Origin of the sequence: Brevibacterium sediminis (assembly GCF_013623905.1) — a bacterium.
Classification (GTDB): domain Bacteria; phylum Actinomycetota; class Actinomycetes; order Actinomycetales; family Brevibacteriaceae; genus Brevibacterium; species Brevibacterium sediminis.
Map to the genome: position 1 here is coordinate 37,108 of NZ_JABKDD010000006.1, position 14,271 is coordinate 51,378.

Annotated in this window: 9 protein-coding genes; all 9 read right to left on the reverse strand. The window is 63.1% G+C overall.

Features of this window, described 5'->3' with window-relative positions:
- Positions 1 to 59: 59 nt before the first annotated feature.
- The 9 genes from HK108_RS10290 to HK108_RS19200 all read right to left on the reverse strand — a co-directional run bounded on the left by HK108_RS10290 (position 60) and on the right by HK108_RS19200 (position 13,910).
- Positions 60 to 1,238, reverse strand: coding sequence for a glycosyltransferase family 4 protein (locus HK108_RS10290; RefSeq protein WP_181271467.1), 1,179 nt, complete (start codon positions 1,236 to 1,238; stop codon positions 60 to 62).
- Between the two features lie 4 nt (positions 1,239 to 1,242).
- Positions 1,243 to 2,604 (reverse strand): lipopolysaccharide biosynthesis protein, encoded by a 1,362-nt coding sequence (locus HK108_RS10295; RefSeq protein ID WP_181271468.1) that lies wholly within the window; start codon positions 2,602 to 2,604, stop codon positions 1,243 to 1,245.
- Positions 2,591 to 3,193: a sugar transferase gene (locus HK108_RS10300; protein ID WP_308423773.1), complete on the reverse strand. Its 603-nt coding sequence runs from the start codon at positions 3,191 to 3,193 to the stop codon at positions 2,591 to 2,593. Before HK108_RS10300 ends, HK108_RS10295 begins: the two co-directional genes overlap by 14 nt.
- Before the next feature lie 80 nt (positions 3,194 to 3,273).
- Complete coding sequence (locus HK108_RS10305; protein ID WP_181271470.1) at positions 3,274 to 3,888, reverse strand: arsenate reductase/protein-tyrosine-phosphatase family protein; 615 nt, start codon at positions 3,886 to 3,888, stop codon at positions 3,274 to 3,276.
- A gap of 352 nt (positions 3,889 to 4,240) precedes the next feature.
- On the reverse strand, positions 4,241 to 5,443 hold the full coding sequence (locus HK108_RS10310; RefSeq protein ID WP_229664066.1) for a DegT/DnrJ/EryC1/StrS family aminotransferase: 1,203 nt from the start codon (positions 5,441 to 5,443) through the stop codon (positions 4,241 to 4,243).
- Positions 5,440 to 7,323, reverse strand: coding sequence for a nucleoside-diphosphate sugar epimerase/dehydratase (locus HK108_RS10315; RefSeq protein ID WP_181271471.1), 1,884 nt, complete (start codon positions 7,321 to 7,323; stop codon positions 5,440 to 5,442). Before HK108_RS10315 ends, HK108_RS10310 begins: the two co-directional genes overlap by 4 nt.
- A 299-nt stretch (positions 7,324 to 7,622) precedes the next feature.
- Positions 7,623 to 10,310, reverse strand: a complete 2,688-nt coding sequence (locus HK108_RS10320; RefSeq protein WP_181271472.1) for a helix-turn-helix transcriptional regulator — start codon at positions 10,308 to 10,310, stop codon at positions 7,623 to 7,625.
- A gap of 292 nt (positions 10,311 to 10,602) precedes the next feature.
- Positions 10,603 to 13,176 (reverse strand): LuxR C-terminal-related transcriptional regulator, encoded by a 2,574-nt coding sequence (locus tag HK108_RS10325; RefSeq protein WP_181271473.1) that lies wholly within the window; start codon positions 13,174 to 13,176, stop codon positions 10,603 to 10,605.
- Positions 13,161 to 13,910 carry a helix-turn-helix transcriptional regulator gene (locus HK108_RS19200; RefSeq protein WP_258233319.1) on the reverse strand — a complete coding sequence of 250 codons (750 nt, stop codon included), beginning with the start codon at positions 13,908 to 13,910 and terminating at the stop codon, positions 13,161 to 13,163. The genes HK108_RS10325 and HK108_RS19200 overlap by 16 nt, the downstream gene beginning before the upstream one ends.
- Between the last annotated feature and the right edge of the window lie 361 nt (positions 13,911 to 14,271).

Below are 14,271 nucleotides of genomic sequence, written 5' to 3' on the forward strand. Positions count from 1 at the left end.
AAAGAAGTGCACGGCATTGCCCCTGTGGGTGGACATGACCACCCAGGGAGCCTCCACGATCAATGTGCATCGAGGACCACCCCTCCGAGGCGTTCGTACGTCTTTGACCGGTCGAAGTGGTCTTCGGCCATTCGTCTGGATCCTCGGCCGCGTTCTGCCAGTCGACGGTCATCGGCCATCTTCTTGAGGGCCTCTGCGAATGCGGCCGGAGTCGATTCGCAATTGATACCCGCTCCATACTCGGTGAGGAGATCTTGGTACTCGGCGCACTGCTGAGAGTTGACGACAGGGAGTCCTGCGGCTGCATAATCGCAGACTTTGTTGATGATGCTCGCCGCCGAGTTCGCAACAATGGGATTGATGGCGATATCGCACCCGCGCAGACGCGAAACCATCTCCGGGTATTCGAGCTTGCCGTAGAACACCACGTCCTCATCCAGATCCCCTGCTTCCTCACGCCAGCGATCTTCGAAGGGACCCGTACCCATGACGTGCAGGCGCATGCGGATGCCTTTCCTTCTCAGTTCGCGAAGAGCCCCGAACACCGACGGCAGGTCGTAGCTGTGTCCCAGAGTTCCGATATATGCGAGCTCCGCGATTCCTGTTCGGGGAGGACGCAGAACCGGATAGGAGTCGAATCTCGTCAGATCCGACCCGAGGTACACGGTGGAGACAGTCGAGCCGTCCCTGCGTGCCGAACTCACTCGTTCTGAATAGGTTTCGGAAACGGTCACCACTGCATCCGCAGCTCGGTAGATCGCCTCGGCATGCCTACGGATGGGGATCAGAGCCTGGCGCACCATCCAGCGTGGTCGCAAGACCATTTCAATGGCCTCTGGCCATAGGTCCTGCACGTCGAGGATGAATCTCACATCGTTCTTCTCAGCGAATTCGGCTGCGGCATGCGCCACCTCGAGAGAAGGCATGGAACAGTAGATGATGTCCGGGACCTTCCTCCGCCGCAGGTATTCAACAAGGTTCCTCCCGAGGGCCCGGTGGCTGCGCAGACGACCGGCAGAGACGTTGCTCCGATACGACGGTTCATGCACATAGGTGGTCGAGTACAGCGGGTTCCGTTCCACCGAAGTGTCACGTTGCGTCTTGAACGCGTGCTGGAACGAGGATGTGACCAGCTCGACTTCTGCACCGCGGCGAGCAAGAATGCTCGCCAAGCTGTCGAAGCGATCGTTCGGCAGCCATCCAGTTGCTGTGTAATGGGCGATCATCAATACGTCCATGACTTCACTTCCTTGTCCGGTCCGGATATCGGTCTATGAGTTCGACGTCAGATCCTGCAGGCTCTGCTGCCGACGGTGCGATGTCTGACAGGTCCGCGCCACCATCGGCAACGTCAGCGCTCGGCCCATCTGCATACGACTGCATTGCTTTGCGCCTGATCACCCGCGCGAGCGTGAAGGCTCCGGCAGCGGCGCAGACGGCATATCCGATGATCGACCCGTAGGCCGCGCCGAACATTCCGTAATGCGGTATCAGAGTGATGTATGCAATGAGCGAGGCCACGGTGCCGATGATTTCGACGACCGACACCGTTCCCGGGGAGTCCGCAGCGATGAGGAGGCCCTGTTGGACGCGTGTAACTCCGAAGATGACGGCGGATACAGCCAATGGGATGATTGCGGCTGCCGCCGGCGCATAGGAGTCTGGCAGAACAATGACGATCATGGCGTATGCTGCGGCTGCGAGTACCGCGGCAGAAGCCACCAGCAGCAGAACGCTTCGGGCGATTATTCGCACCACTGGGAAAGAATGGGAAGAGAAGCCCTGAGACCAATTCCGCAATGAAGCATCAACCCACTGCTGCACCGGCCAGGTGGCCATCTCGAGAACAGTGGCTACTGTGACGTACAGGCCCAGCGCGGCCGAACTGCTCAAGATCGGCAGAAGCAGACGATCGGATCGAAGCATGGCGGAATTGCTGAATTCGGATGGGAGAAGCACCCAGCCCCGCCGGCGGAGTCCTCGCTTCTCGGTTCGGGTGGGTTCCAAGTGCTTCGAGGGGCGGGCTGCGACGAACAGGAGGAACGCTGTCGGTACCGCAGAAGCCGCATAGGCCCACATCCACACCACCGGGTCATTGACACCGATCAGCACCAGCAATACCGCTCCGACGACGATGATCAGCTGGGTGACGATCGCATTGACGGCAAACCATTTCCACTCACGGCTGCACACATAGGCGACGCGCAGAGCATGCACCAATGAATTGAGCGCAACGTAGGCGGCGATCGCGATCACACCCATCCACATCCATCTGGTGCTGAACGGCGACAGCGCTGCTGCGATGAAGGCGATGGGCAGAACGCAGAGCGTGCCGGGCGTCACCATGCGCGCAAAGACACGATATTCGGTGCCGAATCCTCCAGAACGCGAAGCGATGAAGGGCCGTTCGAGCCCCATGACCGCGAACACGGAAAGAAAGTATGCCAACTGCAGTGCAAAAGCCAGGTCTCCGCGCCCCGCCGGACTCAACACGACAGCGGCCAGCAGATTGACTGCCACTGCACCACCGGCCGCCAAGATCTGGGCTGCCACCAAAACTGCTGCGGCGATCTTCGTGCCCTTCTGACTGTCACTGGCTGACATCACTGGAGTTCTCCCGTCCAGTGAACACAGGCACGGTGTCGTGTCCGTGTTTGCTGATTCCCCGCCGACCGACGACTGTTCGCACCGTCTGCAGAAGAATGGAGAAGTCGATTCGCAGACACCTGCCGTCGACGTATTCGACGTCGAGACGGAAACGGTCTGCCCACTCAAGATCGTTGCGGCCCCTGACCTGCGCCAATCCGGTGATACCAGGACGAACCTCATGCCGTCGAGCCTGCTCAGGCGTATAGAGATCGAGATATTCGACGATCAATGGTCGCGGACCGACAAAGCTCATATCACCGCATACGACATTCCACAGCGAAGGGAGTTCGTCGAGGCTCGAAGCGCGTAGGAACCGGCCGAGTCGCGTCAGGCGCTGTCCGTCAGTCACACGCTCTCCGTCGGGCTCCACCATGGTTCGGAACTTCAGAATGTCGAAGACCTTGCCACCCAGCCCTGGCCGAGACTGCCGGAAAAGCACCGGTCGACCGTGGACGGCCAGGACGACCAGGGCCACTCCGGCGATCACAGGGCACGCCAAGATGAGTCCGATCACGCTGAAACAGATATCGGCAATGCGTTTCACATTGTCATAAGAGATCCGTCCGTCCGAAGGGTGCGCACGTCGCGTACTCATTGCCGCCGGCCGTCGTCTGCCTTTCAACATCATTCCCCCTCGCCGAGGTTCAGCGCTCTTTGAAACAGAACCGATACCCCTTCGACAGCGGGGGCGAGCTGGAGGGCCGAAAGTGCATAGATGTCCCGAGAGCAGCCGTAGGGGTCAACGACATCGTCGTGCGCCGGAAGTGTGAGGTTCCGCCTCCTGCTCCGGCGCCGACCGGCTGCTTCGACTGCAGCACGCAAGCGGGTTGCGCGGTCAGCTGTCGGAACTGCACCTTCAGTCACAATGTCCTCATCTCGGGTGACTGCGGCGAGACTCGAAATCTCTCTGATGGTGAAGGTTCTGCGAACGATGCGAGGGTTGAGCTCGACGACCTCACGCCTTTGATCGCGTGTCATCGTAAGCACGAGGTCAGCAGCGCCGAGCAGATCTTCGTCCACTTGCCGAGCGTGTACGGCCCGCCCCTCGATGACCCCCATGAACCCGGCGATCTCCCACACTTCTTCCGGCGTCCGATGCCCCAAGGCCGCACGAGTGCCGGCTGAATGAACGCGGATCTCGCAGACCTCGGCAAATCGCTGCGCAATCGCGAGCTCTGCCAGGGGCGACCGGCAGAGATTGCCCGTGCACACCGTGAGGACATTGAATTCTTCCGACATCAGTTCTTGACCGTCCGCCTGCAACTTATATACACGACCGCAGGTTCCACCCGATCGGTGTTCTCCATTCCTGTACCCTCCTTGACCATGGAATCCGTGCGACAGATCCGAACTGAAGCGCGCGATTCCCTTGCGGCGGCTCACAGAACGACGCCGCACTGCCCGCCCAGTGTTCGAAGCCCGGAGGCGAGTTCGAACTCACGCTATCTTCGATATTTCCTGCCCGGCCCATTCCGGTCCGTGCCCTGCGGAGGCCCGCATAGGGAGTGCGGATATCCACTCTCGCTGTGCCGTCTACACAGGAAGTGGGCGTTGAACTGTTGGCTCGGCAGTTCGACACTCATCGCGGGGCTCAACGAGCTCGCCGGTCGAGGAACACGTCGACGGTCGCGATGACCCGCTCGACATCGTGATCACTCATCGTCGATCCGCTCGGCAATGCCAGACCCGTGCTGAAAATGCCTTCGGAGACCTCACCTCCATACATCTGAGTTCCCGCGAAGACCGGCTGCAGATGCATCGGGTTCCACAGCGGCCGCGTCTCGATATCGTGCTCGGCCAGCCATGCACCGAGCTCACCGGCAGTGAAGCCCGTACGACTCTCATCGACGAGGACCGCCGACAGCCAGGCGTTGTCATGGTGCTCGTTGTCGTCACCGAAGAGAGTGATCCCGTCAGTCATTGCAACGATCGAGTCGCGATATCGTCCGCGGATCTCCCGTCGTCGTTCGACCAGACCATCGAGTCGAGCCAGCTGCGCCCGCCCAAGTGCAGCAAGCAGATTGCTCAGACGGTAGTTGAAGCCGATCTCCCTGTGTTCATAATGTGCCACCGGCTCCCTGGCCTGAGTCGAAAGATACCTGGCGTACTCAGCCAAATGCTCGTCATTCGTGAGCAGCGCTCCCCCACCCGAGGTGGTCATGATCTTGTTTCCGTTGAAGGACACTGCCGCGCCCTCGCCGAGGCTGCCGCAGGCTTGGCCGCGAAAGCGAGATCCCAGCGATTCCGCGGCATCGACGAGGACGGGGACGTCGAATTCGGCAGCGATCGGAAGAATCCGATCATAGTCCGCAGGCCGACCCAGCAGATCGACCGGGACGATTGCCGCAGGCTTCGTTCCACTCACGATCGAGTCTTTCAGTGCCCGATGGAGCTGAATCGGATCCATGTTCCCGTCGTAGACACAGTCGACGAACACGGGTTCGGCCCCGCAGTAGGTGATGGCATTCGCCGTCGCCGCGAACGTCATCGTCGACGTGATCACCCGGTCTCCCGGTTTCACTCCGAGACCCAGCAGACCAAGATGCAGAGCGGCTGTGCCAGACGACAGTCCGACCGCATAGGCGACTCCGGCCTTATCTGCCAGTTCCTTCTCAAAGGCTTCGAGGTCGGGGCCGATGGGAGCGATCCATCCGCTGCGGAAGGCACGGAGCAGGTATTCTTCTTCGAGATCTCCGACGTCGGGTCCCGACAGCAGAATCCGTTTGGCAGCCGGGATGATCTGAGACGGAGCTGCCATCAGAGGCTTCGTCGGCACTGCATCCGAAATCGTCATGGCCTGACCTCATCCTTCACCAGCTTGACCGGCGCCGGCAGGTCAGCGGCTCCGCCGACTGGTTCCCGGCGGCCGACTTCCGGATGAGGGCGACAGGAGCGGTCACAGAAGGTGTCGATGATGCCGCGGTCAGCCGTGAATTCCGGGAGATCGACGGGTGAGAGAACCGGTGCCTCAACACGGCTGATCTTGTCGTGGATGCGGATGACGGTGCCTTCGTAGTCACCGAAGAGCTCCTCGTCGAGCTTCTCACCCTCGCGCAGGCCGGTATAGACGATCTCGGTGTTCTGATTCGACATCGCAACCAGACTCCGGGCGATGTCGACGATGCGCACGGGTTCACCCATGTCGAGAACCATGACGTAGCCGTCCTCGCCGATCGTCGCCGCCTGCAGCACCAGCTGGCATGCCTCCGGGATCGTCATGAAGAAGCGTCGGACCTCCGGATCGGTGACCGTGATCGGACCGCCCTGTCTGATCTGTTCCTGGAAGGACAGGAGCACCGATCCGCGGGAGCCCAGAACATTGCCGAAGCGAACCGAGAGGTAGGTGCCTGGCGACTTCGCTGCGAATCCGCTGACGAGTCTTTCGGCGATCCGTTTGCTCCGGCCGAGCTCGCTCGTCGGTGCGGCGGCCTTGTCCGTCGAGATGTTGACGAAGGTTTCGACTCCGACTGCGCGTGCTGCTTCGAGGACGTTGAGGGTGCCGTGGACATTCGTCTTCCACGCCTCCTCGGGGAACCGCTGCAGCATCGGCAGATGTTTGAGCGCCGCCGCGTGGAAGACGATCTGCGGCTTCGCCTCGGCGAAGACATGATCAAGTGCAGCCCGGTCTCGGATGTCGGCAAGCACGGTGTTCGGCGACATCAGCAGCGCCGAGCCGTAGAGCGTGAGTTCGACTCCGTGCAGCGCCGTCTCATCGCGATCGAGCATGACGAGGCTCTCCGGATGGAGAGCGAACAGCTGTCGGCAGAGTTCGCTGCCGATCGATCCACCCGCTCCCGTGACGAGGACCCTTTTGCCGGCCACCTTCTTGGCGATCTCTGCCAAATCGGTGTGCACCGGGGCACGGCCGATGAGGTCTTCGACCTTGATATCGCGGATATCGCCGATCTCGACCTTGCGATTGACCATCTCGGCCAACGGCGGGATCGTCCTCAGCCATTTCCCTGTCGGCTCCAGGGACTCGCGGCATTTCTGCAGGAATTCCGCGTCGGAATCAGCGATCGCGACGATGACACCAGCCGCATTCAGCCATCCGGCCGCCTCGGCGATGTCCCTACTCGTCCCACGGACACGGACCCCGTGGATACTCAGATGGCGCTTGTGCGGATCATCATCGATGAGTCCGACGGGCAGATATTCACCGTCAGGGTTCGAGAGCATCTGGCGGATCAGGGATTCAGCCGCGTCGCCGGCGCCGACGACGAGTACTCGCTCGCCCCGCAGCGGACGGGTCGCGATCTGGTGGGACCAGCGGATGAGGTAACGGCTGCCGGTCATGAAGATGACTGCGGAGAAGACAGTGAGCAGGACGAACGGCGAATCCCCCAAGGTGACGGCCATCAGTCCGCACGCAACGATCAGGGCGATGACGGCGATACCGCCGTATTCGGCGAAGCTTCCGTAGTGATAGCGACTGCGATAGAGACCGGTGAGCAGGCCGAGGAGCACTTGCAGAACCACTGCCGCCCCAAGCGCGGAACCGAGTTCGACTCCGCTGACGACTCCTGAACCCATGACCGTCGAGGCGAGCAGGCCGGCAGCCGTCCAAGCGACGGGATCGAGGACGAGCTGGAACCTGGCCTTGCCCTTCCAGACCCGCGTTGTCAGCCGTGCCGGCCACGTCGATCCAGAAGTCGCTGAAGGTGGCGAAGCCACACCGCCAGCCCTCCCCCGGGTGAGTGGATTCGGATGTTCTGACACAGTCATCGTGATCTCCCATGTTCGACTCTCCCGGCCCCGTCACTGTGGCGGCCGGGCATCGTCGGTGAGAGCCGACGATGCTGCGATTCCAACTGCGGAATGCGTCGACTTCACGCTATGAGTGCGATGACTCTGTTCTGGTGCTTGCGGAGGGGAGACTGCGGTCATCCGCGACTGCGGTGCGGGTCTCCGCGGGGCGTTCTGCCGCGGACGGCGCGAACCGTCTGCGGCTCACGCTCCGCAGGGACGCGAATTCAGACCGCGGCGAGACGCGGGTTGCCCGCGAGCCTGGATACGAGCTCTGTGCGAGACCCGACGTCGAGCTTGCGGTAGACAGCGGTGAGGCGGAGTTCGACGGTGCGCAGGGAGACGAAGATCCGTTCGGAGATCTCCCGGTTCTTCATTCCCGCACGAACCAGTTCGACGACCTTGAGCTCCTCGTCGCTGAGTTCGCCGAGGCGCGGCAGCTCAGGCATCGTCGGCACCTTCGGCTCTTCGACGATCTGCCCGGTGCGGTGATGGTCGGCGAGACGACCGGCCCCGACTTCGCGAAACAGCGCCGCAGCGGCGAGTCTCTGTTCACGTGCTCTCAGGTTGGAACCGTTGTCGGTCAGGCGAGAGGCGAACGCCGCATGAGTGACCGCCTTCTCGAAGACGAACTCTGAGGTGCTGGACTGCCGCAGCACTCGCCCGAACAGGTCGGTGGCAGTCTCCCCGGCGGCCAGAAGCGCTTCACTCCGGCTGACGGACAGATCGGTCCACCGAGAAGGGCATGCCTTCGCGCGGTCACGCAGCTTCTGAAGCAGAAGAGTCGCATGCTCTCTTCTGCCGATACCCACCAAGGCTTCGATGAGGTCGCCCTCGAAACGACGCACGTTCGGGTTGGTCTCGTCCGCGGACAGCTGTTCGCAGCGCCGAAGGTGTCCGATCGCTTCGGCCGCGCAGTCGGTGCGCAGCAGGTATCTGCCCTGGAGCGCATTCAGCTCGGCCAGCAGACGGTGGTTGTTCGTCGCCGAAGCTCGGACCGCGGCCTGTTCCTCGACGTGCCCCGCTTCACCGGCGCGTCCGGTCAGCAGCAGCTTCCAGGCGTGCAGCAGCAGGATCCGATCCTGCCGGACGGCGACGAGCCCTCTGCGCTTGTCGGCCTCAGATTCCGCGATGAGCCTGTCGATGACGTCGACGGCCTGGCTGACTCGGCCGAGGCGCAATTCCAGATCAGCACGGACACAGTCCACCTGCCGCTTCCAGACCCTAGTCGCGGCACAGGTCTCACCGATGTGGTCGAGCACAGCCGAGGCGGCTTCATAATGCTCGGTGAGCACCAGTCCCTGGGCGACGGCGAGTCCGAAGCTCGGCCTGATCGCATCCTGGTGTTCCTGCAGGCTCGCGAATCCGGCGAGCGCCGACCCGTCCTTTCCGCAGTTGACGTCAAGCAGGATGCGAACGGCATGGACAAGCTGTGCCTCGCTGTCGCGAAAATTCTCATCGGCGGCTTCGGCAAGTGCCAGAAGCTCCTGCGCTCGAGCGAATTCGCCTCGTTCACAATGGCAGAGCGCCAGCGTCAGCTGCAGGCGCGCCACTTCGGTGGGTGCCTGCTCCGATTCGACCCTGCTCCACGACGTGAACAGTGAGGACGGCAGCGTCTGCGTCTCGAGGAAGACTTTGCGGACTTCGAGAGTCCGAGCGCGGACCACGACCGCGGCCCGGTTCGACCGAGAGGCGATCTGCACATAGCGGCGGGAGAAGGCGAATTGCCCGTGATCGGACAGCGTCTCGGCGATCTCGACCAGCTGACCGCGCAGCTCCTCGAGATCGTTGCAGACCCGGATGGCCCGCTCGGCGAATTCGGCCCCTCCGGCGGTGAGTCCGCGTCGCACCAGTCCGAGAGCGTGTGCCGCCAGCTGCTGTGCGGTCTCCTCACCCGGGTTGATGAACGAGACGTGCCAGGCTTCGACCTGCGGCCACGTGTCGGCGCAGTCTTCGGCCAGGACGAGGTGGGTTCGGCGTCTCTCGCTCGCCCCCATCGACTGCTGCACCATGGCACGGACGTATCCGTGGGGTATCCGCAGAAAGGCCCCTCGACGTTCGATCGTCCCGCGCGATTCGAGTTCGTCGACGGCTTCCCAGAATCCGGGCAGCCTCCTGGCCAGAGGCCGCAGCGGTGTCAGTGGGGACAGAGACAGACATCTGAGCAGCGCTTCGGCATTGGGCGTCAGCCCTTCGACATAGTCGGCGATCATCGGCCGGCTGGCCGGTCCCACTCTGACCGGGATCGACAGCGCGATCTCCCCGCGCATCTCACTGGGTGCCATCTCCTCGAGGATGTGGCTGACCGCCAAGGGACGACCCGCGGCGGCATGGGCGGCGACCTGGGCTGCCTCCTCGGCGATCCTCGTGTGTCCGAAGCGGGCCAAGGCGAGGTCCCGGGCGAGCTCGATGAGCTCGGCGATGCTGAGATCCGCAAGTTCGATCTCCGGCACCGAGGCGAACGGACCGTCATCGTCGATCGACCGAACCGTGATGACGATGTGCAGACGTCCTGACTTCAACCGGCGCAGCGCCTGACCGAGCACCCGCTGCGAGTCCATGTCCATCTCGTCGGCATTGGGCACGAGGATGAGTGTGTCCTCGTCTCCTGGAATCGATCGGAGAGCCGTCATCATGTTCGGCACGATCTCATCATCGGCGAGCTCCGCCGGATCGGAGGGGCCGTTCACGGATGCGCTGACTGCGGCGAGCAGACCGCCTATCCCGGACCAGGGCGTGTCCTCATCGAGCGGACTCGATGCGACCCTGATCACCGTTCCATCCCACTCCGACTCGAGTGCCGACAGGATCGATCGCCGCCCGGACCCGAAGCCGCCGGTGAGGGCTGCGGCACGGTGCCGCGAGAGGAGGGAGCGGAGCTCGCCGACTTCCTTGCGGCGAATCACCTGACGCATGATCCGCCTCCCGTCGTCGAGTCCGGGGAACTCGTTCGGAGAAGGATTTCCGGCCCGGAGACGGACGCCGCCGTTCGCACGGCGCGGGGGTCGGTTCGATGAGGAGACTGAGGAGACTGAGGCGTGATGTCCATACTCAGATACTGCTCGCCGGCAGCCGTCTCGGACCAGGTGGTCGATACTGGAGTAGCCTTCGGGTCACTACTCAGTCACCACCAGGTCACCACCGGAGCACCGCAGTGAGTACTCACCCGAGCCCGAAATCCCGCAGTCGGTGATACTCGGCTCACGCTCAGGCGCGCAGTCGGCCTTCGGCATCCCGCATCGCCTCGGCGACCTGGTCCCTGCGTTCGACACCGAGCTTGCGGAACAGCCGGTACGTGTGGCCCTCGACCGTTCGCACCCGCACTCCCAGTTCCAGCGCGATCTCCGCATTCGATCGGCCCGCGACGATGAGCGCGCTGATCTGCTTCTCCCGGGCGGTCAGTCCTATGTTCTGCCTGCCCGGTCCGTTGCTCTGACCAGCTCCGAATCGCGCGGCCAGAGCGATGCACTTACCCGCCAGGTCAGGCATAGACGCTCCGTATTCCTCCGCAAGAGACGTCAAGGCTGCACGATCATGATCACGCAGTGCAGCGCCGAGGCGGCCGACGATGACGAACTCACGCCCGGTTCCGTGCGCGGCCGCTTCACACATCGCCTCAGGTGCGATCTCGTCGAAGTGCAGGAAGAGGTGCAGGCGGATGAGCACGACGATCGCCGCTGCCCCATCGGCTTCGGCTTCGTCCAACATCCGACGCAGCTCGCGCTCGTACCGGGTCTCACCGGTGCGTATGGCCCGCGCGGTGGTTCGCAGAACGAGGGCTCGACGATATTCGTGGTAGAGGGCTGTGACGGGCAGCTCGTCGAAGCGGGCGTGCAGCTCGTCGGCGTCAGCAGCGGTCCCGACACGAGAGACCGCATATTCGGCCTCCCCCAATGCGATGGCCAGCTGCGTGCCCAAGTTCCAATAGGTGAGCGATTCTATCGCGGCGCGAAGCGCTTTCATCGCCCCCGGCAGATTGCCCTCGAGCAGGTGAGTCTGCGCCCACAGCAGGTCGATCGGCCCGGACCGGGCTGACAGGTACGCAATGTCATGCGTCGACAGTGTCGTCATCAGCTCTCTCGCCTCAGCGATTCGTCCCAGCTGCAGAAGTGTGCGCCCCTGCAGCATGGTCAGGTGAAGTGACCCTGTGCTTTCGTTGCTGAAATCGGCTTGAGCGGATTCGAGGAGTGCGAGTGCTTCCAAGGCGCATCCTGAGTCGAGCATGTCGGTCGCGTGCAGCATCGTGTCGAGCAGATGGAAGCTGCCCGTGGCCCCGCTCTCGGGCGTGAGTCCGTCGAAGACGTCCACGGTGATCGGTCGTTCTTCGGCCACAACGGCAGCGACTCGGTCGAGGAATTCGAGTCCGAACGCTGCGTCCACTCCCCTTCCGGGGTGTCCGTCACCTTCCTCGTGCAGCCGATTGAGAGCGGTGCGGAAGTCCGCAAGCCGCAGGGCCGGAGACATGGAGGCGGAAGAGCGGTTCATCCAGACCACGAGCGCATCGACGACCAGCGGAGCACAGCATGCGGTGCGAACCGCATGGGCCAAGATGTCGAGTCCGAGGGGAATCTTATTGCAGCCGCAATAGAGCAGAGCGACCGAGAGCAGCTCGTGTGGGCTCAACTTCTCCGTCGGGATCTCCGCGATCAGCCGCATGGCCCGATGCCAGTCTCCGAGGCGAGCGGCGATGAGTGCGGCGTCGATGGTCCTCGACTCGCCGACTTCCGCTCCGCAGATCAGTCCCCACTCGGCCCTGACCACCTGCGACCACTCCGCAGGTGCATCTCCGCTGGAGTCGATGAAGTCGAACCACTCTCGACTCCGACCGGTCGGGGTCGTGTACCTGATCGTGTCCGAGGTGTGGTTCTCCACTGCCTCATAGATATGGGGTCTCTGCGCGTCGATCTTCAGTTCACCGGCGGCCACGAGGGCATCCGCGGCTTCCCCGAGCCCCGCCTCGAGCAGTGTCGCCAGCTCCACCTCCCCCGCGAGGACGACCAACTCGAGGGCCTCCGTCTCCTGCGGCGAGTGGTCGGCGAGACCGATCCGTGCGTAGTCGCGGGCACGCGCATCATAGTCGGTGTCATGTCCGTCGAGGATCCACACACCTCGGCGCAGGAGGAAGCGCGACCGTCGTGCGGTGTATTCGAGGAGTTCGATGAGCTTTCCCGGATTGCGCTTCGAATGGAAGTCGACGATGTCGACCACTGCTTGGGACACGATGTGACCGAGGCGGTGTTCGATCATCGACCGATAGTCCTCACGCGGCAGAGGACCGAGGACGAGATGCTGGAGCACACGGTCTTCGACCAGAGTCGAGAACGGCATGACCCCACTCTCGGGGTTGGACCGCGACATCGCGATGAGCCTGATCGAGCCAACGCTGGCCAAGTCGGTCAGGACCTCCTGCGAACGGGAATCGAGCAGGTGGGCATCGTCGACGAAGACCGCCTGCGAGGTTCGAGTCGAGGTGAGCCGGGACACGATTCGTCCCAGCAGTGTGGACGGGTCACCGTCGAGGTCGATGAGCAGACCGAAGACGCCGAACTCGGTGTTCTGGTGCACGCGGTCCCCGCGGATCCAGATTCCGTCGTTTCCGTCCTCGAAGGCTGTTCTCGCCAGAAGGGTCTTGCCGACGCCGATCTCACCTTCGATGAGGATGCCGGAGCATTCCGAGCAGCGCAGCGACTGACGAATCAGTTCGAGTTCGCCCTTGCGCCCGAAGATCGTCGTGCCGTCCTGGATGCTCTCGCCCGATGATGTGGTCAGCTCTTCAGCCATTCCGTCACCACCTCTCGCAGCTCCTGCCGATTGGCCACATGCACTCGGCGGTAGAGACGTCCGAGGTGCCATTCGACGGTTCGGGCCGAAAGGTGCAGCTCTTCTCCGATCTCTGCGCTCGTTCGACCCTCGACGATGCCCGTGATGATCGAGTGCTCGAGCTCGCCCAGATTCGCGTGGAACCGTTTGCCGTCGGCATCGAAGTCGAGCACGCGCCGGCTCCGGCCCAGCAGGATCCGGGCTTCCTTGGTGGCGGCAGCATTGCCTGAGGCAACGGCGCGTTTTCGGGCCTCGCCGGACAGCTGGGCGCAGAGCACGACCGCGCCGAAGATCAGCGCCTCACGGGCCGCGGTGATGAGCGCCTGCAGATCGTCAGTGCTGAAGGCATGTGCCACGGCGCGCAGCAGGCGACCGAGGGAGCCGTCGACCCTGCCGGCCGACGCGGACAATCCACCGATGGCCTGTTCGTGCCCGAGTCGACCGGCTTCGAGCCAGGCCAGGCAGGCAAGGGTGTGCGCACCGTGTTCTTCTGCCCAGGCCCCGAGCTCATAGAGTTGCGGGGTTGCCGGCTCCGGCGACGTCTGCGCCAGTGCCTGCAGATCGAAGAGTCTGGCTTCGAATGAAGCCCACCACGAATGCCGACTGGCTTCGGCCTCCTCATCGACAGCGATCGAGACGACCTCCGTCCGCTGGTCTGTCAGCACAGCGGAGAGAGACAGTGCCGACCTGGCCATTCCAGCGATATCGACGATGTCGCAGGGGTCGGCACCGAGATTGAGTTCGCCGAGGATGCAGTGGGCTTTCGCCGCGTTTCCGGTGCGCAGGTCGATGAGCGCGTTCGTCAGCCTGGTCAGCCGCCGACTGGAGGTCAGTTCATCCATTGCCGTTCGTGCCTGGGCCCAGTTGCCGGCGATGAAATTCGCCACGAAGAACTGCGGGATGGCATCTTCCCGTTCGAACGATTCGGGCCCGGGAAGTCCGAACATCAGCCCGGCCTGCGCGATATAACTCAGTCCCAGTTCGATCCGCCCGGACATCACTTCGGCCACGCCGAGGAACGCACACGCGCGCAGACGGTGGCGCACCGAGCTCGCA

Coding starts and splice junctions, on each gene's coding strand:
- HK108_RS10290 (WP_181271467.1), bottom strand. CDS start 1,238: ATGGACGTATTGATGATCGCCCATTACACAGCAACTGGATGGCTGCCG.
- HK108_RS10295 (WP_181271468.1), bottom strand. CDS start 2,604: ATGTCAGCCAGTGACAGTCAGAAGGGCACGAAGATCGCCGCAGCAGTT.
- HK108_RS10305 (WP_181271470.1), bottom strand. CDS start 3,888: ATGTCGGAAGAATTCAATGTCCTCACGGTGTGCACGGGCAATCTCTGC.
- HK108_RS10310 (WP_229664066.1), bottom strand. CDS start 5,443: ATGACGATTTCGGATGCAGTGCCGACGAAGCCTCTGATGGCAGCTCCG.
- HK108_RS10320 (WP_181271472.1), bottom strand. CDS start 10,310: ATGCGTCAGGTGATTCGCCGCAAGGAAGTCGGCGAGCTCCGCTCCCTC.
- HK108_RS10325 (WP_181271473.1), bottom strand. CDS start 13,176: ATGGCTGAAGAGCTGACCACATCATCGGGCGAGAGCATCCAGGACGGC.
- HK108_RS19200 (WP_258233319.1), bottom strand. CDS start 13,910: ATGGCCAGGTCGGCACTGTCTCTCTCCGCTGTGCTGACAGACCAGCGG.